The 25,244-nt window shown below is 58.2% G+C and carries 20 protein-coding genes and 1 tRNA gene; 6 read left to right on the top strand and 15 right to left on the bottom strand.

The window, feature by feature from the left end; all coding sequences use genetic code 11:
- The first annotated feature begins 78 nt into the window (after window positions 1-78).
- Window positions 79-1,623, top strand: coding sequence for a helix-turn-helix domain-containing protein (locus ACO079_RS01220; protein ID WP_421791205.1), 1,545 nt, complete (start codon window positions 79-81; stop codon window positions 1,621-1,623).
- Window positions 1,624-1,627: 4 nt separating this feature from the next.
- Here ACO079_RS01220 and ACO079_RS01215 read toward each other — a convergent pair whose 3' ends face one another.
- The 8 genes from ACO079_RS01215 to ACO079_RS01180 form a co-directional block, all read right to left on the bottom strand.
- Entirely contained in the window at window positions 1,628-3,169 is a 1,542-nt protein-coding gene (locus tag ACO079_RS01215) for an ABC transporter permease/substrate-binding protein (protein WP_421791203.1), read from the bottom strand.
- Window positions 3,166-3,951, bottom strand: a complete 786-nt coding sequence (locus ACO079_RS01210) for an ATP-binding cassette domain-containing protein (RefSeq protein ID WP_421791202.1) — start codon at window positions 3,949-3,951, stop codon at window positions 3,166-3,168. Before ACO079_RS01210 ends, ACO079_RS01215 begins: the two co-directional genes overlap by 4 nt.
- Entirely contained in the window at window positions 3,948-4,172 is a 225-nt protein-coding gene (locus tag ACO079_RS01205) for a DUF3126 family protein (protein WP_421791201.1), read from the bottom strand. The genes ACO079_RS01210 and ACO079_RS01205 overlap by 4 nt, the downstream gene beginning before the upstream one ends.
- Before the next feature lie 86 nt (window positions 4,173-4,258).
- Window positions 4,259-5,071 (bottom strand): serine O-acetyltransferase, encoded by an 813-nt coding sequence (cysE, locus tag ACO079_RS01200; RefSeq protein WP_421791199.1) that lies wholly within the window; start codon window positions 5,069-5,071, stop codon window positions 4,259-4,261.
- A 2-nt stretch (window positions 5,072-5,073) separates the two neighbouring features.
- A complete protein-coding gene (locus tag ACO079_RS01195; RefSeq protein WP_421791197.1) occupies window positions 5,074-5,667 on the bottom strand; it encodes an NUDIX domain-containing protein in 594 nt (197 codons plus the stop codon).
- A 31-nt stretch (window positions 5,668-5,698) separates the two neighbouring features.
- The gene (locus ACO079_RS01190; RefSeq protein WP_421791195.1) at window positions 5,699-8,836 is read right to left on the bottom strand and encodes an efflux RND transporter permease subunit; all 3,138 of its coding nucleotides are present in this window, start codon (window positions 8,834-8,836) and stop codon (window positions 5,699-5,701) included.
- A 3-nt stretch (window positions 8,837-8,839) separates the two neighbouring features.
- Complete coding sequence (locus tag ACO079_RS01185) at window positions 8,840-9,967, bottom strand: efflux RND transporter periplasmic adaptor subunit (RefSeq protein WP_421791194.1); 1,128 nt, start codon at window positions 9,965-9,967, stop codon at window positions 8,840-8,842.
- A gap of 96 nt (window positions 9,968-10,063) precedes the next feature.
- The gene (locus tag ACO079_RS01180; protein WP_421791193.1) at window positions 10,064-10,699 is read right to left on the bottom strand and encodes a TetR/AcrR family transcriptional regulator; all 636 of its coding nucleotides are present in this window, start codon (window positions 10,697-10,699) and stop codon (window positions 10,064-10,066) included.
- 233 nt (window positions 10,700-10,932) lie between these two features.
- On the opposite strand from ACO079_RS01180, the gene ACO079_RS01175 reads away from it, so the two are divergent.
- Window positions 10,933-11,439, top strand: a complete 507-nt coding sequence (locus tag ACO079_RS01175) for a nitroreductase family protein (RefSeq protein ID WP_421791192.1) — start codon at window positions 10,933-10,935, stop codon at window positions 11,437-11,439.
- Here ACO079_RS01175 and queF read toward each other — a convergent pair.
- On the bottom strand, window positions 11,436-11,897 hold the full coding sequence (queF, locus tag ACO079_RS01170; protein ID WP_421791190.1) for a preQ(1) synthase: 462 nt from the start codon (window positions 11,895-11,897) through the stop codon (window positions 11,436-11,438). The two genes, ACO079_RS01175 and queF, sit on opposite strands and share 4 nt — an antisense overlap.
- Before the next feature lie 135 nt (window positions 11,898-12,032).
- On the opposite strand from queF, the gene ald reads away from it, so the two are divergent.
- Window positions 12,033-13,151: an alanine dehydrogenase gene (gene ald, locus ACO079_RS01165; protein WP_421791189.1), complete on the top strand. Its 1,119-nt coding sequence runs from the start codon at window positions 12,033-12,035 to the stop codon at window positions 13,149-13,151.
- A 251-nt stretch (window positions 13,152-13,402) separates the two neighbouring features.
- Window positions 13,403-15,217: an alpha/beta hydrolase family protein gene (locus ACO079_RS01160; RefSeq protein WP_421791187.1), complete on the top strand. Its 1,815-nt coding sequence runs from the start codon at window positions 13,403-13,405 to the stop codon at window positions 15,215-15,217.
- Here the strand turns inward: ACO079_RS01160 and ACO079_RS01155 are convergent.
- From ACO079_RS01155 to ACO079_RS01130, 6 genes are all read right to left on the bottom strand, one after another.
- Window positions 15,214-16,638: an MFS transporter gene (locus tag ACO079_RS01155; protein WP_421791185.1), complete on the bottom strand. Its 1,425-nt coding sequence runs from the start codon at window positions 16,636-16,638 to the stop codon at window positions 15,214-15,216. The two genes, ACO079_RS01160 and ACO079_RS01155, sit on opposite strands and share 4 nt — an antisense overlap.
- A gap of 1,382 nt (window positions 16,639-18,020) precedes the next feature.
- Window positions 18,021-18,974 carry an NAD(P)H-dependent flavin oxidoreductase gene (locus ACO079_RS01150; RefSeq protein WP_421791183.1) on the bottom strand — a complete coding sequence of 318 codons (954 nt, stop codon included), beginning with the start codon at window positions 18,972-18,974 and terminating at the stop codon, window positions 18,021-18,023.
- A 107-nt stretch (window positions 18,975-19,081) separates the two neighbouring features.
- Window positions 19,082-19,684: a DNA-3-methyladenine glycosylase family protein gene (locus ACO079_RS01145; protein ID WP_421791181.1), complete on the bottom strand. Its 603-nt coding sequence runs from the start codon at window positions 19,682-19,684 to the stop codon at window positions 19,082-19,084.
- 298 nt (window positions 19,685-19,982) lie between these two features.
- Window positions 19,983-20,069: transfer RNA gene (locus ACO079_RS01140), tRNA-Leu, on the bottom strand.
- 92 nt (window positions 20,070-20,161) lie between these two features.
- Window positions 20,162-22,000 (bottom strand): vWA domain-containing protein, encoded by a 1,839-nt coding sequence (locus ACO079_RS01135; protein ID WP_421791179.1) that lies wholly within the window; start codon window positions 21,998-22,000, stop codon window positions 20,162-20,164.
- 93 nt (window positions 22,001-22,093) lie between these two features.
- Window positions 22,094-22,882, bottom strand: coding sequence for a competence/damage-inducible protein A (locus tag ACO079_RS01130; protein ID WP_421791177.1), 789 nt, complete (start codon window positions 22,880-22,882; stop codon window positions 22,094-22,096).
- Between the two features lie 46 nt (window positions 22,883-22,928).
- On the opposite strand from ACO079_RS01130, the gene ACO079_RS01125 reads away from it, so the two are divergent.
- Window positions 22,929-23,426: an acyl-CoA thioesterase gene (locus ACO079_RS01125; RefSeq protein WP_421791176.1), complete on the top strand. Its 498-nt coding sequence runs from the start codon at window positions 22,929-22,931 to the stop codon at window positions 23,424-23,426.
- A 53-nt stretch (window positions 23,427-23,479) separates the two neighbouring features.
- Complete coding sequence (locus tag ACO079_RS01120; protein ID WP_421791174.1) at window positions 23,480-25,153, top strand: M28 family peptidase; 1,674 nt, start codon at window positions 23,480-23,482, stop codon at window positions 25,151-25,153.
- Window positions 25,154-25,244: the final 91 nt, after the last annotated feature.

Below are 25,244 nucleotides of genomic sequence, written 5' to 3'. Positions count from 1 at the left end.
CCCCGCCGGTTTTTTGTTAGGCGAATTCGAAGTATCTCTGTAAACCTAGGCTTGAAATGCTGCCGTTGTGAAGTTCACATGCCAAGAAAAAGTATCACAGATGAGGAAATAGCACTCATCAAAACCATGCTGTCCCGCGGCATGCGAAACAAGGACATACAGTTTTTTTTCAATCGCCCAGATCGCGCCGTCAACAGCGGACGAATTACCGGGATTCGCAACGGTTCTTACGCAAACTCCGATAGTATCGAACCTGCAAGCGACGAGGTGTTGTTCGAGTTTGTCGCAACCTTTGGGTCCGCCGAAGGCCCTAAAGCCATTGTTGTCCCCAGAGATTCAACTGCAAGCGAAGCCATCACCGAGGAGCAAAAGCTTCGTGATTTATTCAGGACAGGGAAATCAGGTTTGCTTACCCTAAGCGTCGGCGAGTCGTCGGAGCATGAGTGCAAACTCAGTTTCCACAAGAAGCATGCTGCAAAATGGCTTCGCGCGGTCGCGGGGCTCGCAAACAATCGCGGCGGTTACATTTTTTTTGGCGTCCACGATAAAGGGACCAAAGGCCCAAACGGTGAAGACTATAGTCACGTCGTTGCTGGCTTGGACAACGATACATTTGAAAAAACGGACCCAGCCGAGATCTCAATGCGGCTGCGGTCCACATTTGACCCCACCCCAAGCTTCACGGTGATTAAGTTAGATATTGAACAGAAAATGATCGGCGTAATTGGCGTTGAACCGCATCCCAGCCCTCCAGTTATCGCGGTCAAAAACGACGGCGACCAGATCAAAGAAGGTGATATTTTCTACCGTTACCCCGGAGAAACAACTCGAATAAAGTACAGTGATTTAAGGGCAATTCTTGACGCGCGCGATAAAACTGCGCGTAGCGAAATTCTCCCGATGATAGAAAAGGTGCTCGAGCTTGGACCAGAGAACACCATGATCGCCAACCTCGAGAATGGATCACTTGAAGATGCACGGCGCCAGATTGTTATTGACGAAGAGCTATTAAAACGGATCAAGTTTTTGCGGGAGGGAGACTTTGAGCAGAATTCCGGTGCAGCTGCATTGAGGCTTGTCGGAGATGTGAAGGCCATAAAGACGGCATCACCGTCGGCGACCGAACTCGGCCTTATCAACAGAAACGACGTGATCGAGGCATTCTTAACTCAAACAACCCCGTTCGATCCTAGGCTGGCAATCAGATACGCAATCGAATCCAGCCAGGGTGAGCGTCTACCGCTTCATTACTTCATTTCAGCCGCAGGTCTTTCTGCTGCACAAGCCAACAAGCTGATAGACGAACTTAACGGCCCTTCATGGAGAAAGAGCAAATATAAATCTTGGCTGAAGAAGAACTCTGCATTCAGAATCCGGAGCAAAAAATCGGAGTCGGACATGACCCGGATAAGCTCCGGAGTGCTTCCTGAAATTGCTGATTCCAAAGACGCCAGTCGAATTTCGTTGCTTATTGCCTCGATAGAGGCGTCTGAAAATGTCGAGCGCTCTTTCATTTTGGATGTGCTTGGGCGTTGCTATAAACTGGCCTGCGAAGGCAGCGAAGCGTCGAATGTACGGCTGGCAGTATGCAGAGTAGACGAGTTGTTCTTTTCTCCGAATTAGTCGGCTACCTAACCTCCCCCCATAACCACTCCGCGGCCTGTTCCGGCGTCTGTCCCTCCAGATCGACGCGGCGATTGGCTTCGCGCATCAGCTCCGGCGTGATCGCGTTCACCAGAGGCGCCAGCGCGGCAGCCACCGCATCATTCCTCGCGGCTTCCGGTGAGAGGAGCAGCATCGCGTCATAGGGCGGTAGAACGCCCTGCGGGTCTTCGAGGATCACCAGATCATAGGCGGCAATGCGGCCATCCGTGGTGTAGGCGGTGATCACATCCACCTCTCCATCGCGCACCGCGCCATACATGAAAGTGGAATCCATGGGGCGCGGGTCGGCATCCTGTAAGCCATAGGCTTCGCGTGTCCCAGTCCATTCGGGCCGCGTGAAGAAGACGGTGTCCGCGCCAATCGTCGCCCCCTGCCCGGCCAGATCGGTAATCGAGGTCACGCCCATATTGGTGGCGCCATTCCGGCTCATGGCAAAGCCATAGGCGTTTTCAAAGCCAAGCGAGCCGGGCGAATAGATGTCGTATTCCGCCAGCAGGAAGGCGTTGATCTCGGCCATCATGCGATAGCGGCCAATCATGTCTTCCCGGCGCAGCGTATTGGTCCAAAGCGTGCCGGAATAATCGACTGAGACATTGATCTCATCATTGATCAGCGCATCGAAAATGACCGCCGTGCCCAGCCCTTCTCGGTGTTCGACAACCGCACCTTCCTCTTCCAGCACACGCTGGATCAGGGCGGCAAGGATGTATTGCTCGGTGAAGGGTTTGGATGCGATGACCAGACGTTGGCCCTCAATGCTTTGCGCTTCAGCCAGCGATCCTTCGCCGCCTGCAAAGCTGGACCGCGCCATCAGGCCAGGCACCAAAGCTCCGCCGATCAAGACGACCGCTGCCAATGTGGAGACCAGCGCCATGCCGCGCTTGCGTCTACGCGCCGCGATCTCATAGCCGCGCACAATCTGGTCCAGCGCAATGGCCAACAGCGCTGAGACGACACAGCCAAACAGCACCGCCGTCCAGTTGCGGGTTTGAAGGCCAGCAAAGATATAATTGCCCAGGCTGGACGCGCCGACGGGCGTGGCGAGCACCGCGGCCCCGACTACCCAGACAACCGCTGTGCGGATACCCGCGACGATCATCGGAAGGGCCAGTGGCAACTCGACTTCCATCAGGCTCTGGCGGGGCGTCATGCCCACGCCGCGCGCGGCTTCACGCACGACCGGATCAACGCCTTGCAGGCCAACAATCGTGTTTCGCAAGACCGGCAGCACGCCATAGAGCGTGAGCGCCACAAAGGCCGGGGCAAAGCCAATCGTTCCGCCCAGAAGCGGCACCATCAGCGCCAACAGCGCCAGGCCTGGAATGGTCTGCATCAGCCCGGCAAAGCCTAGCGCCGGCCCGGCCAGCCATTCGCGTTTCGCCGCCAGCACGCCCAGCGGCAGGCTGATCAACACGGCACAGATAATCGCGGCCATCGAAAGGCGCATATGGCCGCTTAAAAATTGCGGCAGGACCGCGAAGGCTTCGGCGAGTTGCTCGCTCATGCGCCTGCCTCCAACGCCGCAACGGCTTTCGCCTGTTTGGCGGGCGCCGCCAGTAATTCCGTGACATACGGCTCCGCGGGCCGATTAACGAGATCGGACGCTGTTCCGGTCTGCAACACCTTTCCGTCCTTCATCACCAGTATTCGATCTGCCAGAAGCAGAGCTTCGGCCATATCATGGGTGACCATCACGGCAGCGAAGTTCAGGTCTTTCTGGAGCGCGATGAAATCTTCCTGCAGGCCAGCGCGCGTCACCGGGTCCAGCGCCGAGAAGGCTTCATCCAGCAACATCAGCGGGGGTTCAGCGGCGAGCGCGCGCGCAATCGCAATACGCTGTCTCTGCCCGCCAGACATTTGATGCGGCAAGCGATCACGGAAGTCTGCCGGGTCCAGCCGGACAAGGGTCAGCAACTCATCAACGCGCGACGCGATCCGGGTGGCGTCCCACCCCAGAAGTCTTGGCGTGATGGCAATATTCTGGGCCGCACTGAGATGCGGAAACAGGCCATCACCCTGCATGACCCAGCCAATCTCCCGGCGCAGATCATGGGCTTGCAAGGCCATAACATCGCGGCCCTGAAATCGGACAATGCCGTCGCTGGGGTCTATCAGCCGGTTGATGGCTTTCAGCGTGGTGGTTTTGCCGGAACCGGACTCGCCGACAATGGCGACGAGTTCTCCGGCGGAAACGCTTAAATTCACAGCGTCAGCGGCAATAACGCCGCCGGGATAGCGCTTGGTCAGTCCTTCAATCTGAAGGACGAGCGGGGAGGTTTCGCTCAAACTTCTTCCAGATCGATATCGAGAATGGTGATCTCGAAAGAAAAGCTGGTTTCGCCCTCATCCACTATCTTCTGGACCACGCCCAGACACTCCTGATCGAGATAGATCTCGGCGCACTCATCGGCGCGCTGGCGACGCTGGACCACCAGGCCAGGGTTCAGCTTGCCTTGCAGGAAGGATTGGAGCTTCTGGGCTTCTTCTGCGGTTACGACATCTGCCACGTGTTTATTCCTCTAATGCGTTCTCATTCGGGGGGATGAATCTGGTGCGGACCATAGCCAGAGCGGCTTGCAAGGCAAGCCTTGCCTCAGTCATCTCCGCCAAAGGTCTGGTCCATGCTCTTGGCGGGTTCCGCGCACGGCCCGCCGACCGCTTTGGCCGGGATGCCGGCAACCGTGCAATGCGCCGGCACATCTTCAAGCACGACAGAGCCAGCGGCGATGCGTGCTTCTTCGCCGACCTTGATATTACCCAGCACTTTCGCGCCTGCGCCGATCAACACGCCAGAACCAATCTTGGGGTGGCGATCCGTATCCGCCTTCCCAGTTCCGCCCAGCGTGACCGAGTGCAGCATGGAGACATTATCCCCGACCACGGCCGTCTCCCCGATAACGATAGAGGTGGCGTGATCCATCATGATCCCCTGCCCCATCCGGGCGGCGGGGTGGATATCTACGCCAAAGCGTTCGGAGATCCGGCTCTGTAGATGGAAGGCAAATGTCTCTCGCCCTTCACTCCATAACCAATGGGCAATGCGATAACCCTGCAGTGCCAGATAGCCTTTGTAATAAAGAAAGGGCTGGAGATAGGTCTGGCAGGCCGGATCGCGCTCCTCAACGGCAATGATGTCGGCGGCCGCTTTGGTTGCGATGGATGGTTCAGCGGCAATGGCTTCTTCGACCACATCCCGCGCCAGCATGGCGTCCAGCTGTGCGTCGGCCAGTTTCGACGCCAGCCGATAGGCAAGCGCGTCAGCAAAACTCTCGTGACGCAAAATCGCGGCGTTCAGGAAACTCCCGAGGATCGGTTCCTCCGCCGCAGCCTGAGCCGCATCCACGCGCAAGCGCGACCAGACCGCCTCCATTTCGGACCTTATGGGGGTCGGCTGATCAGCGGCCATGGCTAGCTCTTTCTGTCTAAAAGTGCAGCGGACAGGTTAGCGTCCAATGCACCGTTAAGCGCCATGTAGTGCGCCTTTAGGATCATCGCTACCGAGAAGAGGTCGCGGATCTCTCCGGAGACCGCCATTTCCACCGCTTTCAGAAAAGGTTCGCGGCGTAACTCGATCTCTTCGGTGCCGTCCAGTTCCTGTATTCCTTGCGTCAGATCCCAGGCAAGATACCCGAACGCTTCTTCATCTGTCAGCGAGTTGGAGACTTCCGCCTGCATGATTTCGTTCCAGTTTTTGGCCGTCAGACCGGTTTCTTCTTTCAACTCTCGCTTGGCGCCTTCAATGGGGGGAGCCGATTTCGGACTGCCGCCTTCGGGAATCTCCCAGCTGTAATTATCCAATGCAAAACGCGGCTGCCCCACCAACATGATAGTGCCATCGGTGAAGACTGGGATAACGCCAATCGCAAAAGCCTTGGGCGACATCACACCATATTCACCGGGATTACCATCCGGTCGGCTTCCCACCCAGCGGCGTACCGTCATCCACGGGTTTTCAAACACCGTTTCCGGGTCATCGACCTGCCATCCGGCGCGCTTGATCATGTATTGCCTCCTGCAACAGCAGGACTTGGCCCTATTCGGCAGGCTGCATCAAGGCACCGCGTTTGGCCCGGCGTTTCAGGCGGTCCTGAAAGTCACGGCGTTTCTGGCGGGCCTTTGTCAGGATGATGAAGGCCGCAGGTGCAAAGAACAGCGCAAGAATGGCCGATCCGGCCACCCCGCCTGCGACCGCCGCCGCAAAGGGCAACCAGAAGCTGTCACCTGCCAGGATCAGCGGCGTAAATCCGCCAATCGTGGTGAGCGTGGTGGAGATGATGTGGCGAGTGGCGTCCACGACCGTGTCTTCGATCACCGCCATGTCGAGCGCTCGCGCAGCGGGCTCTGCCTTCAGCGCCGAGAGCACCACGATCGTGCCATTGATCGACAGTCCGACCAGACCCATCGCGCCGACAATGGCGTTAAAGCCCAGCGGTGTTCCGAACATCCAGACACCGAACATGGCGAGACCCACCGACAGGAAGCCGACAACGAACACAACGCCGGCAAACCGGAAGGAATTGAAGGCCAGCACGACGGACCCGATCATCAGGATTAAGAGCGGGACCGCTGTGGCAAACAGATTGCCCATCGCATCGCCGCGCGCTTCGGCTTCGCCGCCGATTTCGATCCGGTAGCCAGCGGGGAGTTCAATACCTTCCGCTTCCAACTGGCTCATGAAGTCTTCCAATACCGGCGCGGGCAGCACGAAAGGCTCCACGAAGGCATAAATCGGATTCATCCGGTCGCCATCCTGTCGGCGGATAGAAGCGACTTCCGGGGACAGACCCACATCGCCGAAGGCCGCAACCGGCGCCGACAGAATGCCGCTTTCCGGTGTCGCCCGTAGCGGTGCGGACGCCAGATCGCTGACGCTCTCACGGCGATTACCTGCGGCCACAACACGCACCGGCATTTCTTCCACGCCTTCGAGAATGCTGCCACCGGGTACGCCGTCGAAATCTGCGCGAAGCCGACCGGCCAGATCATCCAGGCGAATACCGGCCAGCTCAGCTGCGGCTTCATCGATATTCACCCGCGCCACCGGTTCACCCATGCGCATGCCGGCGACCGTGGTGGTAATACCGGGCGTGCGCGCCAGCACCTGACGGATCTGATCTCCCAGATCATCTAGAGTGGCGAGGTCCGGACCAAAAATTTTCAACTCAATGGGTGCAGCTGTGGGCGGGCCTTGCTCAAAGGGCAAGGTCAGGAAGCGCGCTTGCGGGAAGGCCGCGATCATGTCGGCCTGCAATTGCGGCAAGAGCTCGGCGGTCACTTGCGGTGACGCCGTGCGCACCCAGCCGGCTGCCAGATAAGGGGCCGAGCTTTCATTGCCGATCACATTGTAATAGGTACGCGGTGGGCTCTCCCCGATGGTCCAGCCTATATCAATCACGCCGTCATAGGCTTCGATCAATTCCGTAGCACGCAAGACCTGGCGCTCGGTCTCCATGATGGAGGTGTTGGTCGGCAAGACCATCTCCACCTGGAACATGTCGCGATCGGTGGGGGGAAAGAACTGCATGGGCAGCGTGGTTGCCGCTGCGAACCCCGCAACCGGAAGGATTACCCCAGCGACCAAGCCAATCCAGGGGCTTTTCGAGATCGCTTTGAGTATACCGCGATACAGGTATTCCAACGGCTTGAAGCGCAATCCATCCCGCAGAATGGAATGCCGACCTTCGGCATAGCTGTTGTGATCAAAACGGCCAGCAAATGCCGGAACTACAGTCATCGCCAGAATGAAAGAGGAGGCCACAGCGAAGATCACCGACACGCCGATCATGCCGATGAATTCACCGGCGGCACCCGGCATCAACGCAATCGGTGCGAAAGCGAAAATCGTGGTCAGTGTAGAGGCCAGAAGGGGGCCAAACAGGTGCTTGAGCGTTTTATCAATGGCATCGAGCGGTGGCAGGCCTTTAGATCGCTCAAGCTGATAGTCATCGACCACAACAATGGCGTTATCGATCAACAGCCCCAGTGCGACAACCAGACCAGTGACCGACATCTGGTGCAAGGGTTCATCATAAACCCGCATCAGGAGGAGCACGAACAGGACCGTGAGCGGCAAGGCCGAGCCGACAATGATCGCCGCACGCCAGCCCATCAGCAGGAAGAGAACGCCGAACACGATCAGCGCGGAATAGCCCAGATTGACCGACAGCCCGTTCAGGCGTGATTCCACATAATCAGATTGGGCAAAGACGATATCGACGCCGATTGACGGGTTCTCAGCGGCAAAACCGGCGATGACATCACGCGCCCGGTCTGACCAGACATCCACGCGCAATTCCGGCTGCAGGAACCCGGCGACGAACACGGTCCGGTCGCCGTTAAAATAGGCCATGGCCGATTCCGGATTGCGCACACCCCGTTCAATCTCGGCAATATCGCCGAGGCGAACGAATTCACCATCGACAGTCTCAACAACAGGCACGGACCGGATCCGATCGAGCGTTTCAAACTCTCCGCCGATCTCGACATTCAGGCTGACATCCGCAGCGCGCAATTCTCCCGCCGGGGTCTTAGCATCCGCGCTGGCCACCAGGCCGGCCAAATCGCCAACAGTCAGTCCCAATGCTGCAAGCGCATCTGGATCGGCGAGAACACGAATTTCTTCATCGGTCAGACCGTAGACATCGGTTTCTTCTGTGCCGTTGATATTGCGCAACCGGTCTTCAAGATCGCGTGCCATCCGGGCCAGAATTGCCAGGTTGGGCTCGCCCTCGGCGCTCCAGCTGAGCGAGACGATCATGGTCGCCGCGCCGATGTATTGCCGCTGTACATCCGGTGCACCGGATTCTGCAGGCAGGAAGGGCCGAACTGCGTCGACCTGCTCGCGAATCTGCGTCCAGGTTTGTTCCACCTCGGCTGGGCTGATGTCTTCGCGGATATTGATGTTGATCAAAGAGACGCCGGACCGCGAAGTTGAGATTAGGCTATCAATTTCCGGTAATTCGCGGATCGAATCCTCAATCGGATCGGTGATCAGGGCTTCAACCCGTTCTGCCGACGCGCCGGGGAAGAGCGTAACCACTACGCCAAAGCGTTCGGTGAGGCTTGGGTCTTCCTGACGGCCGAGCGTGAACAGAGCACCAACTCCTGCAATCGTCAGCAGGAAGACCGCCAGGATGGTCAGGCGGCCATAGCGGTAGAAGAGCGTGGACATGCCTTAGTCCTCCACCGGCGTGACGCGCTGTCCGGGCGTGACCCGCTGCAGGCCGGAAGCCACGATCTGTTCGCCATCACTGACGGCGCCGCGAACAAAAGCGCGATCGACTTCAACGCGGAGGGTTTCAACCACGCGCGGTTCAAGCGACCAGTTGCCAGCCTCATCGCGGATCAGGGCCTGGACCGACCACAGGCCGCGGCGGCCTTCCGTCAGGGCTGTAACCGGCACCCAGAAGCCGCGCTCATTGATTTGCGTTTCCAGCATAAGGCGGGCGACTTCCCCAGCCCGCACATCGCTATTGGTGATATCGAACACGGCCGTAACCGACCGGGTACGGACATCGACCACGCCTGTTGTGGAACGGAAGTGAGCGGGAATGACGCCAGAGCTCGTCTGGAATTGATAGGTTTCTCCCTGTTCCAGCGCGGCAGCGGCGCTGACCGGAAGGCCGAGGCGAACTTCCAGGGCAGTGTTTTCAACCAGGCGCAGCACCGGAATGCCCGGTCCGGCAATCGCGCCTTCATCGGAATTTCGCGCAGTCACGACGCCATCGAAGGGCGCAACAATTTCCGACAGAACCAGCTGGGCGCGCAGCGAGTTGGCTTGAGCGGCAGCGGCCGCCCGGCGCGCTTCTGCAGCGGTCGTGTTGGTGGCCACTTCATCGAGGCGTTGCTGGGAAATATGGCCACGGTCCAGAAGGGTCTGCTGCCGTTCTTCCGTGGCGCGGGCGATGGCCACCTGCGCATCGGCTTCGGCGGTTTGCGCATCAGCGGCCGCGATTTGCGCCCGCAGCGTGCTGGTATCCAACCGGGCCAGCGTGTCGCCAGCGCTGACCTGATCGCCAATATCGACGCGCACTTCCGCAATCCGGCCTCCGCGCTCAAACCCCAGATCGCTTTCGCGCCGGGCGGAAATCAGGCCGGGATAGGCTTCGGCCGTTTCGGCATTTTCCGCATATTCCACCGTCATGACGGACACCGGCAGCGCGCCGGGCTCAACCTGGGTAACCTCGGCATCAGCCGCCCGCATCGTCGAAACCAGAATGACAATGGCCGCCACGCCTAAAGCGGCGACTAACACTGCCAGTCCCGATCCAATGGATTCCAGTCTTTGCTTGAATGCGGACATGGTCCCGCCCTCGCTGTTTGTGCTGAGGCCGGATATAGGTCATTTAATGACGTTTGAAAAGTGAACAGTGTTCACTTTTTTGCAATTAGCTGAGATTTATGCGTTGAGACCGCGGATGATCATGTCAGTGTGGAAGTCGATCACCGTTTCCCGCGTGACATGTTCAGACCCGGGCATCCCCTGCGGGAAGTCGTCAATCGACGCCATCAAAGTTGCGAGGCCATGTACGCTGGCCCAGACGCTTTTTGAGGCGACCATCGGGTCCATCTGCCTGAAGATACGTTTCTCGATGCCGCCCCGGATCATATCGCACAGCTGTTTTTCTGCATGGAAGGCAAAAGAATTCTCGTCCGGCGTCTCATCCTTGTTCCAGAAGGAGAAGGCCATGAGGTAGTGATTGGGCTCTTCCAGCGCCGTTTCGACGTAGACACGGCCACAGCGCGCGCAAAGGACATTCTCGTCGCCGCCTTCAGCAGCTGCTTCGGTGATGCGACCAATCAGGCGCTCGAAGAAAAGCTCGCGCATTTCGGAAAAGAGCGCTTCCTTGGAATCAAAGTACTTGTAAATCGCAGCAGGAGAATAATCGATCGCCTCAGCCAGACGGCGCATGGATATGCCTTGCTCGCCCTCCTTGGTGAAGAGCGATTCGGCGGCCTCGATGATGGCATCGCGCACTTTCAGCCGGCGGCGTTCAGCCGGTGTCGGTGTCTCAATCGTTACGTCTGCACTCATGTGTTTTCCAGGCTCTTTTCCCAAAGCGGTTCTGGTGCCGCTTCCCCACCCCATATAAGGTCCCAATTCTTAAAACGTCAAAAACCTGCGTCAGGACGCCGCGAATGTCATCTTCACAAGCCGCCGTTTTTTCTGCCAATTTTCCAACTCAGGGCGACCGCCTCAAGCCAACACATAAGAGCGCAGAAACGCTTCATCTGTTGACTCAACGACGCTCGACGGCGGCGAAAGCCATGACCGAACCCGGTCCCACGCGCGAAGAGATCGACACGCTGATCGGTATAGCGTCACGTGTTCCCGATCATGGAAAGTTGGGCCCCTGGCGGTTCCTTGTTTTTGAAGGTGAGGTCCGTCAGGAAATCAGCATGTTTCTCGCCGATCTCTGGGCCAGCGAAAACGACAGTGATGACGCCCGCCAAAAAATTGAGCGAACCCGCTTTACCCGCGCGCCTCTGGTGATTGCCGTGGTCTCGACCGTGACGCCAGATCATAAAATTCCTGTATGGGAACAAGTGCTGTCTGCTGGAGCGGCCTGCCAAAACCTCGTTCTGGGCGCTCAGGCGATGGGCTATGCCAGCAACTGGCTGACCGAATGGTATTGCTATCACCCCAAAGCCCAAAAAAAGCTGGGTCTTTCTGAACATGAGCGGGTTGCCGGCTTCATTCATATCGGATCATCTGAAGATGAACCTGTCGAACGCGTCCGGCCTGTTCCGCAAGTTGATCGCTGGAACGGTTAACCACGACCGCGATAGGGCGCGACGCCCTGATCGGGCACCCAGACGCCCTTTGGTGCCTCGCCAGTCTGGAAAAAGATATCGATCGGGATTCCGCCGCGCGGATACCAATAGCCGCCAACGCGCAGCCATTTGGGCGAAAGCTCATCAATGAGGCGTTGGGCTATCATCATCGTGCAGGCTTCATGAAAGGCGCCATGATTGCGGAAGCTGGTGAGATAGAGCTTCAGCGACTTTGATTCGACAATCCATTTTTCCGGCACATAGTCGATCACAAGATGCGCAAAGTCCGGCTGACCGGTGACCGGGCAGATGGACGTAAATTCCGGACAGGTAAAGCGGATGAGATAATCGGCTTTACACGGATTTTCGACGCGTTCGAGCGTTGCCTCCTCCGGAGACGCCGCAACCGGGCCATCGCCGCCCAGCAGGTCGAGTTTTTCATATCGCGTATCGCTCATAAGCGTTTCCCTAGTGGTGACGTCCTATTATTGCAAGGAGCGCATACGGGGCATGGTCAGCATCGGATTTGCAATGTATGAGGTCGGGGAATTTAAACCCGTATTGCGAGGCGGGGATAAAGCGGGAGTTGGCTGATGCGTGTAGGTGCCCCCAAGGAAATCAAGGTTCGTGAAAACCGGGTCGGATTGACGCCTGACGGCGCCGCCGAACTGGTTCGTGCTGGCCATGAGGTGTTCGTAGAAACGAATGCCGGGGCCAATATCGGCTTTACCGACGAACTCTACGAATTTGTGGGCGCAAAAATCCTGCCGGATGCAGCTTCGGTGTTCGGCGAATCCGATATGATCGTGAAGGTGAAAGAACCGCAGCCATCGGAAACAGCGATGCTGACGGAAAACCATGTCCTCTTCACCTATCTGCACCTGGCTCCGGACCCGGTCCAGACAGAAGGATTACGCAAATCCGGATGTATCGCGATTGCCTATGAAACCGTCACAGATGATGACAACCGCCTGCCCCTGTTGAAGCCGATGTCGGAAGTGGCGGGGCGCATGTCGGTTCAGGTCGGTGCGCATTGCATGGAAATGCGTCAGGGCGGACGTGGCATGCTGCTCGGCGGCATTCCCGGCGTGCCCCCAGCTAAGGTTGTGATCCTGGGTGGCGGCGTGGCCGGCACGCATGCCGCCGAGATGGCCGTTGGCGCTCGCGCGGACGTCACAATCTTTGACCGCTCGATGAACCGTCTGGCCGAACTGGATACGCAATTCGGCGGCATGGCCAAGACAGCGTTTTCGACGCGCTCTGGGGTGGCCGCGGCCTGTATCGATGCCGACCTGGTGATTGGCGCTGTGCTGATCCCCGGTGCCGCGGCGCCCAAGCTGGTGACGCGCGAAATGCTGTCTCACATGAAGGATGGTGCGGTTCTGGTAGATATCGCCATTGATCAGGGCGGATGTTTTGAAACGTCCAAAGCCACGACGCACGATGACCCGACTTACATGGTAGATGGTCTGGTGCATTATTGTGTCGCCAACATGCCCGGCGCGGTCGCCAGGACGTCCACGCTTGGACTGACCAATGCCACCCTGCCCTTCATGCTGGCGCTGGCCAACAAGGGCGCGAAACAGGCCCTGAACGACAACCCGCACCTGGCGCGCGGATTGAATGTGGCCCATGGCGAAGTGACCTACAAACCGGTCGCGGACGATCTGAAACTGCCGTATGTCAAGCCGAACTGGCTGACGAGCATTTAGCGGAAACTGAACTTGAAAAGCGTCTCGATTGCGTTTCAATTCGAACTGCAATTAGGGCGCGTGCTGAAACCTTGGTTTTTTTCCGAACTAGCTGGCTGTTTGTATTTTGGTGGCTTAGCACCGCTTTGGTTGCGGCTCAGGCCGCATTGCCTCCCATTTCTGCGTTTGCCCAACCTCCAATGTTTTCGTCAGTCGACCTGTCGCCAGACGGAGAGCGGATCGCGTTTGTGTTTGAACGAGATGACCGGAACATGTTGGCGGTCATGCCTACGGATTTTTCTCCTGATACGCCGCTATCTGCCATCCCAATAGAAATTGTCGAGCAAGTCGAATGGGTCCGCTGGGCAAATAACGACACTGTGCTTTTTGCCACGTCCGAGCCGAACCAAGACCCATTCATCGACGACACCATATATCTTCGTACCCATCTTTATGCGTTGCGTGCCGATATGTCGGCTATAATGCGACTGGACCGCGAACCTTCCAATCGAGGCCGCAGGGCCCATCGTCGCCCGCAATTCATGGCGCAAGTCGTCGATTTTTTACCTGAAGACCCTGACCATATTCTCCTTGCTCAGAATTGGCGCCGGTCAGACACTTTCGATTTGATCCGCACGAATATCAGAACAGCCGATTCAGAAATCATCCTGCAGGATCGAAATGGCACTCGCGATTTTATAACCGACCGTCAGGCAATCGTGCGGTTGATCTGGGGCTATCCGAACGGCAACGCTGATCGGGACAGGTTCGTTGAGGTCCGAACAGACGCTGATGCGGATTGGACGGATATCTCAACGTTTTTCGCTGCAGATCACGATTTCTTCCCTCTGGGCTTCGGGACTAACCCCAGCACACTATACGTGGCGTCCAATCATGACGCTGACACCTTGGGGCTATTCACCTTTGACATTAACGCCGGAGCGATCAGAGAACTCGTCTTCAGGCATCCCGAATTTGATATCGAGGGTCTGATCCGCGACAGCACGACCGACGAAGTCGTGGGGGTGACCTATATCGCTGATGAACGTGAGCGCGTCTTCTTCGACCCTCGTTATGAAGGTGTTACCGACCGCCTTGCACGTCAGACAGGTGCAAACGATATCGGCATAGTTGGAACCGCAACTGAAAGCGGGCGTTTCCTGATATCCGCATCTTCCCATAGCGACCCGGGCAGTTTGTATGTTGCCAATCTCGATGGCCGCCAGCCTCAGCGAATAGGCTATCGCCTTCCGGGGCTTGCCAATGCGGCGATGGGTTCGCCCTTTGCGATCACCATTCCTGCGCGAGATGGATTGACCTTGCCGGGTGTCATCACTCTTCCACACGGCTACACGTCGCTTGATCAAGCACAGCAACTTCCGTTCATTTTGCTTATTCACGGCGGCCCTGCCGCGCGCGACTTCAAGCGGTTCGATTATCAGGTCCAATTTCTCGCCAGTCGTGGCTATGGCGTGCTTCAGGTGAATTTCCGTGGGTCGACCGGATTCGGGCGGAGTTTTGAGTCCGCTGGTGAGGGTGAATGGGGCCGTGGCATGCAAAATGATATCGACGATGCCGCCCGTTGGCTGGTTGCCGAAGGACTGGCCGATCCTTCGCGAATTGCGGCAATGGGCACGAGCTATGGCGGTTACTCAGCCCTATTAGCAGCAACGCGTGACAATGGCCTCTATGCGGGAGCCATTAGCATCAATGGCGTTACCGATCTGCATGGTATGTTGCGCTATTCTGAAAATTTTGTTGGGCTAGAGCGACGCATAAGACGAATGCTCGAAGGTGTGAATTTGCGCCGGGCCAGCCCCGCCAACAACACGCAAAACATATCGATACCTGTTCTGGTTCTGCATTCGGAGTGGGACGAAGTGGTTCCAATCGACCAATTTGAACACTTTCAGCGACGCCTCCGCACGCCTCCTCCGGGAACGGTATTTCGACGTATCGCGGCAGATGGGCATAGTATTCAGCGATTCCGGAACAGAATGGTCGTTCTCGCGAACATCGAGGTCTTCCTTCATGACAATATGCCAAGCCAGGAATTGCTTGAGGCCTACCGGCACGCTGAAAACTAGAAAGTGCCCGGCGCGTCATTGGCTGACGTCGATCTGATCGACGCCAAGATTATCAGCGCGGCGAGCGCCGTCAGCACGGCTGCACTGGCGAACATCCAGATCCAGTCAACTTGAGCGGCCAGTAGTGCGGCTGCAAGCGCCACGCCTAGCATGGACGCGACGCGTGAGGCGGCATTATTCACGCCCGATGCCCGGCCGGAGAATGCTTGCGGTGCCGAAGAGAGTGCAGTGGCTGTCAAAGGCGGGATGATCAGGGCAAAGCCCAGCCCCGCCAGCAACATGGGCAGGTAGATTGGCCACCATCCCGGCAGCCCGCCAAACGCCGCGAGCATGATAAAGGCCACGATCACCAGACCACATCCCGCCACCATGGTCAGGCGAACGCCATAGGTTTTTGAATACTTGCCGAACAGGCCGGAAAGGAATCCGACACTCAAGGTGAAGGGCAAGAAGGCGAGGCCGATTTGCGTCGCACTCCATCCGCGCACATCTGCGAGGAAAATCGGCAATCCGAAAAACGCAGTAGAGAGCGCGGCATAGAGCACCAGTGTCGCCAGATTGATGCCGGAAAAAGCGCGCGACTTAAAAATCGACAAGGGCAACATGGGCGCATCGGCACTGCGTTCGCGCAAAACAAAGCCCGCCAGCATAATTAGCGACGCGATCAGACTGATCCCGGCCTCCATTCGCGACGCACCCCCCTCTCCCAGGGCGACCAGACCGAACGCCATGAGCGCAAGTGACAAAGCGATCATAATGGCACCGGGCAGGTCCATGGATTGTTTTGTGGTTGGGCGGATGTGCTTCAGATTTGCAGTCAGCGCCGCTCCCAAGGCCAGCGCCCCAACCGGCAGATTGATAAAAAAGATCCAGTGCCAGCTGAGCGTTTCCACCAGCCATCCCCCCAAGACAGGGCCGCCAGCGGTGGTTAGCGCTGATGCGCCCGCCCAGGTGCCGATCGCAGCTGCACGCTCTTCCTCTGGATAAGCCGCAGCTATCATCGCCAGAGACGCTGGCGTTAACAACGCGCCGAAAAAGCCTTGCACAGCGCGCGCCGCGATCAGCGTTTCGGCTGTGTTAGCCAGCCCGCAAGCCAGCGAAGCCAGAGCAAACCCCGCCCCGCCCCACAGGAAAATCCTCTTGGGCCCTGACCGGTCCGCAGCGGCACCGCCAATGAGGGTGAAAGCGGCAAGAAGCAGCGTATAGGCGTTGAAAATCCAGTTGAGATCCGACGGGCTGGCGTCCAGATCATTGCGCAAGGCCGGGATCGCCACGGACAGGGCCGAGCTGTCGATAAAGACCATGGACGAGCCCAATATCGCCGCTGCCAGAACGAAGGGACGGTGGGCTTTTGGACACTCGCCACTGCCTAACTCCGCCAGGCGGGCCGATTCACAGGGCGGTCGAAGGGGTTGAGCCATGAGCGCAACCTAGGCAGAGAGGCGTCCGGTTGCACGCAAATTCTCGATTTTGCCTTCGAAGCATGCAGAACACCCCCGCCGGCTTTCACCGCGAGGTACGAGGGTAGAAGCAGCGCGCGGGAGGTATCTCGCAAGCCGAAAACTTTGTGTGTGGGTGGCTTATGAGGCCTCCCGCGCGGGATGTCTTTTCGCCTGTCCGGGACCGCTTAGGGTATGGCTTCAACCAGCCCGCCGAACCGCATGGGCCGCGATACTTTGCGCCCAACCGATGGCCGGTTTCTCCAGAGTCGCTGTCCGCTGTTTTCTTCCCGGACTCGTCTGAAGACCTCATTCCATCCTCATGTCCTGCAAGGGTGTCCCGTACGCCTCCGTTCATCCGGAGACGACGCGCGCCCAGGCGCTCTTTCATGAAAGTGATCCGTTAAGTCACCCCCACTCGAGGCATCCCCCTCTCACCCGACCTACAGACGGCCTGCAGCCCGCTGCTCCATAAGGTGTGAGGTGGGAGGCATTGTAGGTGGGAATGAGAGCGTGGGGATAAGTTTGGTTTATCAGCGAACACACGCGTCATTCCGGGGCACGCGGAGCGTGAGCCCGGAACCCATGCTGGAACATCAACACGGCATGGGTCCCGGACAAGGCTGACGCCTTTCCGGGAAGACGAAAAAGCCGCGCTTTATCACAACCCCTCACCCGAATGCTCATTGCTGCGCAAATTCGCATCCCACCCTCTCCCCTTTCAAAGGGGCTAAGGCACAAAGAAAGCTCCGGTGGAGCTTTCGACTGACGAAGGGAAAAGGAAGGCGGCCATATAATGGGCGGCTTTCGAGGGTGAGGGGTTGGATTACTTTCTTGGCAACACCGGGCGTTCGTCCTGCAACAAAGCCAGCACTTCCAGTCCTAGCGCCTCTGGCAAATACAGGACCTGACTGGTTTCGGCATCGATGATTACCAGATTTCTTTCCCTCCTGAGCGGGATATCTGGCGGGCATATACGATGCAACGGGACGGCCTGTATTGAACTGACAATCAAAGGATCAACTTCGCCTTGAACGACCGAATCGACGGTCCACACCGAAGTAAATCCAATCACATCTTAGTCGGTCTGTTGTCGGGAACGAATACGGCAATAAGTGTCTTCCAATAGCGGACATTCCGACCACCATTGCGTTTCGCCGTCCAATGATAGGATTGTGTGGCTCTGTTGAGCCGTTGCAAGCGCAATTGCGTCCTCTGGATCGATGATGGAGGCGAAGTAATCGGGCATGAGAATGCGCGAGCAGGCTAAGGCTTCACCGCAAATAAATAGGTTAACGAGAATCGCGAATAGGCGCTGCATCCTGGAGATGTAGCACAACCTAGCTTCCGTAGCAGCTGAGAGATTACCCGCAAATACGCGCTTTGGCCGCGTCATATTCCGCCGTCAGCTTGGCGACATATTCGCCCGCGCCCATGACTTCCTTCATGGCCCCAATGCCCTGGCCTGAACCCCAGATGTCTTTCCAGGCCTTGGACGAGGACGAGCCGAAATTCATCGCCGACGGGTCGCTTTCCGGCAGATTGTCCGGGTCCAGCCCGGCATTGCGGATGGAGCCTTTGAGATAATTGCCATGCACGCCGGTAAACAGGCTGGAATAGACGATGTCGTCAGACGTGCCTTCGACAATGCCCTGCTTGTAATCATCGGTCGCGCGCGCTTCATGCGTGGCGATAAAGGTGGAGCCGATATAGGCGAAATCCGCGCCCATCGCCTCAGCCGCCAATACCGCGCCGCCATGACCGATGGAACCGGACAGGGCCAGCGGGCCATCGAAAAACTCACGAATTTCCTGGATCAACGCGAAGGGGGATTTGACGCCGGCATGGCCGCCTGCGCCTGCACACACGGCGATCAGCCCGTCAGCGCCTTTTTCCAGCGCCTTGCGCGCAAACATCACATTGATGATGTCGTGCAGCGTCTGGCCACCCCAGGCATGAACGGCATCATTGAGCTCAATGCGCGCCCCCAGCGAGGTGATGACCAGCGGCACCTTGTATTTTTCACAGGTGGCAAGATCGGCCTCCAGCCGGTCATTGGAGCGGTGGACGATCTGGTTCACGGCAAAAGGCGCGGCCGGATTGTCCGGATTGGCCTTGTTATAGCTTTCGAGTTCGGACGTGATTTCATCCAGCCATTCATCCAGCTGGCTTTGCGGGCGCGCATTCAGCGCCGGGAAGGATCCGACTATGCCCGCCTTGCACTGGGCGATGACCAGCTTGGGGTTGGAGATAATGAAGAGCGGCGCACCAATGACCGGAATACGAAGGTTTGGCGCGATCTTTTCCTGGTTCGACATGCTGGCTCCCCTGCCCGGCCCTTGGTCCGGCGTGATTTTTAGGTTGGCGGCGAAGCTAGGTTGGAAGCGCGGACGGGTCTAGTTCGCGTAGGCGTCAACTTGTGCGACTAAACCGGTTTCGCATCGACATGCCGCCACATGTAGAGCGCCAGATAAGAACGGTGGGGGGCAAAGCGGGCCGCCGTGCGCACCGTCTTGCGCCGTTTTGAGGTGAGGCGTTCCAGGGTTTTGCGGGCGGCGACATCGCCATCCGGCCAGATGTCTTCCTCGCCGAAATAGAACATGTTCATCATGTCCGCCGTCCACTGGCCGACACCCCAGATGGCGGTGATGTGTTCGGCGCGTTTTTCCGCGGATAGTCCGCGCAGCATTTCATCATCCAGCCCGCCTTCGCGCGCCAGAGCCCCAATCTCGCAGATTGCTTTGGTCTTGGCCCCGGAGAGGCCGCAGCTACGCAAAATGTCCGTATTGGCGTGATAAAAATGATCGGCCAGAGGGGTATCGCCCGCGCTGGCCTCCACACGGCCCCATATGGTTGAGGCGGCTTTGACAGACAATTGCTGGCCGGTGATCGACCGGCTGAGCGCGACCGCAAAGGGAATATCTGCGCGCGAATGCATCTCCACAGGGCCCACGCCTTTGATCGCAGCGGCCAGCTCCGGGCTCAGCTCGGTGGCGGTTTCGATGAATCGGGTATGGCGTGTCGACATGGAAGAAGATTGACGGAATTCGCAGGGCGCATCAATCGCTCTGTCCTTGAGCGCGTTTCATGTGAGCACGGCCCGTGGAATCAATGCTCTTGCTTGGCACTTCGACCGGGTGCAACGGAAACAACAAATCTGCCCAAGGTCGCGACCGCGGCCCGGGCTTTCGCCCGCCCTGCCGGAGCCGTGAGCGCAGCGAACTGGCGCGAGGCAAAAAAAACATTCAAGCTGACAGAAGCTGGCTGCCCGCCTTCGCCCTTTGGGCTTCGGCGCGGCATTCTCCGCAGACTTCGTCAGCGAAGAATGGTGCGGACGGAGGGACTTGAACCCTCAATCCCTTACGGGCGACAGATTTTAAGTCTGTTGCGTATACCAATTCCGCCACGTCCGCATCCGGCTCTGTTGTAACGCGTTTGTGGTGCGAGAAAAGCGGGCGCGGCAGACACCGCACCCGCTTTTTCGCCTATCGCCATTCAATACGGGTTAGCGCCCCTGCCCGTTCAGGCGAGGCTTGACGTTTTCATCGCCGGCTTCACGTGCGGCCAGCGACGCAAGGCGCAGAAACTCTGCTCGATAGCCGAACGCATCCGCTCCGATGTGTGCGCTGGCCAGATCGACCACCTCGCCATAACCAAACACGTCCGGGTCGATGTAATCCTCACCCCGCAAGAGCTGGGCAAAGCCTGCCACTGCGACCGAGAACGCCACATCATCGCCTGCGGTTTCGAGACTGTCGGCTTCGTTGGCGGTGGTGACCGGAAATTCGATCAGGCGGCTCTCGTCTTCGCCGGGCCTTTTATAGCGCACGCGGAAGAAGCCGTATTCGTTGGAAAATCCGGTTTCGGTTTCCTCGCCGCCGCCATAGCGCAGCGGCTCGTTTAACAGCGCGTCACTGCCCGGTGGGGTGATTTCATAGATGGCGGTGACGGAATGGCCGGAGCCGATCTCGCCGGCGTCCACCTGGTCATTGTTGAAGTCTTCGCGATTGAGCAGACGCGTTTCATAGCCAATCAGGCGGTATTCGGCTACGCGCGCCGGATTGAACTCGATCTGCAGCTTCACATCATTGGCGATGGGAAAGAGCGCGGATGAAGCCTCTTCGACGAAGAAGCGCCGCGCCTCGGCCTCGGTATCGATATAGGCAGCCAGGCCATTGCCGTTCTGGGCCAGGGTCTGCATCAGCGCGTCATTATAGTTACCGCGGCCAAAGCCCATGACGGAGAGATAAACGCCGGTTTCGCGCTGGCGCGTGACGAAGTCTTCCAGGCGCTCATCATCCGTGACGCCGACATTGAAATCGCCATCGGTGAGCAGCATGACGCGATTGACCGCGTCTTCATCGAAATGCTCTCGCGCGTAATTATAAGCGAGGCTGAGCCCCTGCCCGCCTGCGGTGGAACCGCCCGCTTCGAGCATGCCCAGCGCGGCATTGATGCAATGGCGTTGAGAGCCTGGAGTAGGCTCCAGAATGGCACCTGCGGCCCCCGCATAAACGACGATGGAGACGGTGTCGTCATCATCGAGGTTTTCGACCAGCATTTGCAGACCGGAAATGGCCAGCGGCAACTTGTCGGGAGAGCCCATGGACCCGGACACATCAATCAGAAATACCAGATTGGCGCGCGGGCGTTCTTCGCGCGGAATGTCATAGCCCTGCACGCCGATATGCATCAGCTGGGTGTCGGCATTCCACGGATTAGGCACCACGGTGACGCTGGCTTCAAAGGGTGCATCCCGGGTTTCTGGCAACGGGTAGGCATAGTCGAAATAATTGACCAGCTCCTCGATGCGCACGGCATCGCGCGGTGGCAGATTTCCGCCGGTCAGATAATCACGTACGACCGAATAGCTGGCCGTATCGACGTCCACTGAGAAGGTCGAGACCGGGTTTTCCGCTGTGACGACCACATCATTGGTTTCGACATCCTCATAACGCTCGCGGTCAATGTCGCCGGGTGCGGGCTGGGGTTGGGTCTGGGCATTTGTCAAACGCGTGCCTGTCACAATCACGCGTTCGGCTTCCTCGGCCGCCGGAGCTGCCTGATCGACGACGGCTGGTGAAGGCGGCGGCGGAGGTGGCGGCGGAGGCGGAGGCGGAGGCGGCGTGCCCGCCCCCGACCCATTACGGGGTTGCTGCACATATGTGACCCGGCCGCGATTGTCCCGGTTGAACTGGTTGGCCACCAGCGTCGGGCATTGGACGAAAATATCCGGCCGGTCATCGGCTGCATCCTGAAGACTGGTGGCCGTCACCGGTGTGGTTTGTAGGGCCGCAAAGGCAATCGCCCCTGCAGCGGAAGTAAGTAGCAGTTTTCTGGTCATGTGATGTCCTATTCCCCTGCCCTGATGGATACACATTTCCCTCGCTTGGGAACCATTCTCGGGCGTGAATAGGGCAATTACGGGGCGATCGGACTACTTGGCATCCGGCGGATCGATGACCGGCTTGCCACCGACCGAGCGGGAAAGCTCGGCAAGTTTCTCAATGACTTCGGCGAGCGCAGGCTCATCGGTCGAACGCGCCACCAGATTGGTGCCACGGACAATCTCACCGGCCTCGTTCTCATAAAAATAGGGGTATGAGCCGATGGAGATATCCGGATAGGCCTTCGCCAGTACGCCCAGACCTTCGGCCAGATCGCCTTCACGCAAGCCGCCGGTCGCCACGGTGCGCGAGAGCGTCACCGCGCCACCGTCGATCCGGTCGGCAATATCTTCGAGCATGCCGCGCGCAATCTTGGGCACGCCGGCCAGGGTAAATACATTACCGGTCTGGAAGCCGGGCGCACCCGTGACCGGATTGTTGATCAGGATGGCCTCTGCCGGGACGCGCGCCATGCGCTTTCGGCTTTCGGTCAGGGGCGTTTTGGTCTTGGCATACCAGTGTTCGATAATCTCCAGCGCATCGGCGCGGACATCGACCGCCTGGCCAAAGGCGGCGCCAATCGCGTCAGCCGTGATGTCGTCATGCGTCGGGCCTATACCGCCCGTGGTAAAGACATAATCGCATTTAGCGCGCAAATGATTGACAGCGGCCACGATCTCGTCCTGCTCGTCCGGCACGACGCGGCATTCCACGACCGATACGCCCAGCGGGGCGAGGAATTTCGCGATCTCGGACAGGTTGATATCGCGCGTGCGGCCGGACAGAAGCTCGTCGCCAATCAATAGCACACCTGCTGTGACATTCCTGTTTGTGCTCATCGCCTGCCCTTTCATCGTGCTGCAGGCGCGGATATAGGCAAAGCCCATGAGCAAGGCCAAGACATTTGACGGCTGGGACCTGCCCTCGCCTTTTATCCACCAGATCATCGCCACATCGGCAGATGAGGATGAGTTCGGCCATGTAAACAATGCGCGGTATCTAACTTGGGGGGATGAAACCGCTTGGGCACATTGGGATTTTGACGTGCCGGAGCACCCGCGCACCGAGTTCGTGAAGTATGAGCACGGCATGGCGATCATCCGTTCTGAATGCGATTATCTGGGCCATGCCCATGCCGGGGACGTGCTGGATTGCGCGGTGTGGATCACCAAATCCGATGGACGCTTGCGCGCCGAGCGCCGATATCAATTCCGCCGGGCGGATAATGGCCAGACGATCTTTCGGGCGCGGATGGATCTGGTGTGTTTCAAGCTGCGCAGCGGGCGGCCGACCCGGATGTCACCTGCTCTCGTGAAACACTATCGCGTTCTACCCGAGATTGCGGATGCCTTGATGACGGAAAGTTTAGACCCAGCCGATTGATGCGGCTTTTTCTGTGCTTATAGTGCGCGCCAAATCCAAAAAGGGGTTGTTTCGTGAACCAATTCTCCCGCCTGGCTGCGGCCAGCCTGTTTTCGCTTCTTCCGGCCATGGCCATCGCCCAGGACATGGATGAAGATTTCCTGCCGGACATTCCGACGGAACGTATTGAATCGCACATTCGTTTCCTTGCACATGACGCTATGCAAGGACGTGCGGCCGGCACAAGCGGCTATCAGATTTCTGCTAATTATGTGGCAACGCAATATCGGCTGCTTGGCTTGGAACCTGCGGGCGATGATGGCGGCTTTTTTGCCGCGGTGCCGCTGCAATACATGACCCCCCTGGGGGACTCAGGTGCTTTGATTATTGGAGAGGGCGACGATGCGGTTGAACTCACCAACGGGGAAAACCTTATAATTGGCGGTCACCCTGCGCGCGACGCCAGCGACATTTCGGCTGAGGTCGTTTTTGTGGGTTATGGGTTGAGCCTGCCGCACCATGATTATGATGATTATACCGGTGTCGATGTCGAGGGCCGTATTGTCGCCTTTATCGGCGGGGCCCCGGACTTCATGCCGTCAGACGAGCGCTCGCACCAGCAACGCACCTCCACCAAGCGGGAATATGCGATCGCGCGCGGCGCGGTCGGTACGATTTCTATTTCCATGGCCGAAACCGAAAACTATCAGCGCTTTGCGTCTCGTCTGACATCCCAGACGCGCATTGCGCTCGGGCCGGATGGCACGTCAGAAGCTGAAAGTGCGGTGATGGTCACCGCCGGTGTGTCGCGCGAAGGCGGTGATGCGCTTTTTGCCAATGCCGGTATCACGCTGGAAGAGGCGATCGCCCAGCTGGAAGCCGGTGAGACCGCCTCCATGCCCCTAAACGCAACTGTGACCATGCGGCAGGAGACGACGCGCGAATTGTTCACCGATCATAATGTGGTCGGCATGATCCGGGGGTCTGACCCACAGCTTGCGGACGAGGTGATCGTCCTGACGGCGCACCTCGATCATATCGGCATCACCGATGCGAACGGGGTTTCGACAACCGGCTGCCGGTCCAACAATGAGGAAGACCGCATCTGTAATGGTGCGCTGGATAATGCCTCCGGTACAGCGATCATGATCGAAACCGCGCGCACTTTCCTGGAAACCGGAGCGCCCCGGCGCTCGCTTGTTTTTGTGGCCCTGGCGGCGGAGGAACAAGGCTTGCTGGGCTCGGATTATTACGCCCGCTATCCGTCTCACGAGGGAGAAATGGTCGCGAATGTCAATCTCGACATGCCGGTCATTGCCTATGAATTTTCCGATGTTATCGCTTTTGGCGCGGAACGGTCTTCTCTGGGACCGATCGCCCGGCGCGCGGCGGCCCGGATGGGCGTGGATGTCAGCCCGGATCCCATCCCGGAACAAAACCTGTTTGTCCGGTCAGACCATTACAGCTTTGTGCGCGAAGGCGTGCCGGCGGTCTTCCTGATGACCGGCTTTTCCTCTCCTGATCCCCGTTGGGATCAGGGCGAAGGCTTTATGGGCTTTTTGAATACCCATTATCACCGCCAGTCCGACGAGGTGGACAGCGATGAGGAGTTCGTCATCCTCTACGAACAGGGCGCGAAATTCGCCAATATCAACTTCCTGATCGCTCGCGAGATTGCCAATAATGACGAGGCTCCGGCCTGGAATGAAGGTGATTTCTTCGGCGAATATTTCGGCGGCGGCGAATAGCAAAATCCTCCAAATTCCACAGAAACAGGCCCGCAGCGTTTAAATCGCTGCGGGTTTTGTTTATATGGGTCCCAACAGGGCACAGGAAGAA

Source organism: Hyphobacterium sp. (genome assembly GCF_965228115.1).
Classification (GTDB): Bacteria; Pseudomonadota; Alphaproteobacteria; order Caulobacterales; family Maricaulaceae; genus Hyphobacterium.
Note: the sequence above shows the minus strand (reverse complement) of the source record. Positions and strands in the feature narration are given on the sequence as shown.

Excerpts from the sequence above, each read along its gene's own strand:
- ACO079_RS01220 (WP_421791205.1), top strand. The coding sequence starts at position 79 with ATGCCAAGAAAAAGTATCACAGATGAGGAAATAGCACTCATCAAAACC.
- ACO079_RS01215 (WP_421791203.1), bottom strand. The coding sequence starts at position 3,169 with ATGAGCGAGCAACTCGCCGAAGCCTTCGCGGTCCTGCCGCAATTTTTA.
- cysE (WP_421791199.1), bottom strand. The coding sequence starts at position 5,071 with ATGGCCGCTGATCAGCCGACCCCCATAAGGTCCGAAATGGAGGCGGTC.
- ACO079_RS01195 (WP_421791197.1), bottom strand. The coding sequence starts at position 5,667 with ATGATCAAGCGCGCCGGATGGCAGGTCGATGACCCGGAAACGGTGTTT.
- ACO079_RS01190 (WP_421791195.1), bottom strand. The coding sequence starts at position 8,836 with ATGTCCACGCTCTTCTACCGCTATGGCCGCCTGACCATCCTGGCGGTC.
- ACO079_RS01185 (WP_421791194.1), bottom strand. The coding sequence starts at position 9,967 with ATGTCCGCATTCAAGCAAAGACTGGAATCCATTGGATCGGGACTGGCA.
- ACO079_RS01180 (WP_421791193.1), bottom strand. The coding sequence starts at position 10,699 with ATGAGTGCAGACGTAACGATTGAGACACCGACACCGGCTGAACGCCGC.
- ACO079_RS01175 (WP_421791192.1), top strand. The coding sequence starts at position 10,933 with ATGACCGAACCCGGTCCCACGCGCGAAGAGATCGACACGCTGATCGGT.
- queF (WP_421791190.1), bottom strand. The coding sequence starts at position 11,897 with ATGAGCGATACGCGATATGAAAAACTCGACCTGCTGGGCGGCGATGGC.
- ald (WP_421791189.1), top strand. The coding sequence starts at position 12,033 with ATGCGTGTAGGTGCCCCCAAGGAAATCAAGGTTCGTGAAAACCGGGTC.
- ACO079_RS01160 (WP_421791187.1), top strand. The coding sequence starts at position 13,403 with ATGTTGGCGGTCATGCCTACGGATTTTTCTCCTGATACGCCGCTATCT.
- ACO079_RS01155 (WP_421791185.1), bottom strand. The coding sequence starts at position 16,638 with ATGGCTCAACCCCTTCGACCGCCCTGTGAATCGGCCCGCCTGGCGGAG.
- ACO079_RS01150 (WP_421791183.1), bottom strand. The coding sequence starts at position 18,974 with ATGTCGAACCAGGAAAAGATCGCGCCAAACCTTCGTATTCCGGTCATT.
- ACO079_RS01145 (WP_421791181.1), bottom strand. The coding sequence starts at position 19,684 with ATGTCGACACGCCATACCCGATTCATCGAAACCGCCACCGAGCTGAGC.
- ACO079_RS01135 (WP_421791179.1), bottom strand. The coding sequence starts at position 22,000 with ATGACCAGAAAACTGCTACTTACTTCCGCTGCAGGGGCGATTGCCTTT.
- ACO079_RS01130 (WP_421791177.1), bottom strand. The coding sequence starts at position 22,882 with ATGAGCACAAACAGGAATGTCACAGCAGGTGTGCTATTGATTGGCGAC.
- ACO079_RS01125 (WP_421791176.1), top strand. The coding sequence starts at position 22,929 with ATGAGCAAGGCCAAGACATTTGACGGCTGGGACCTGCCCTCGCCTTTT.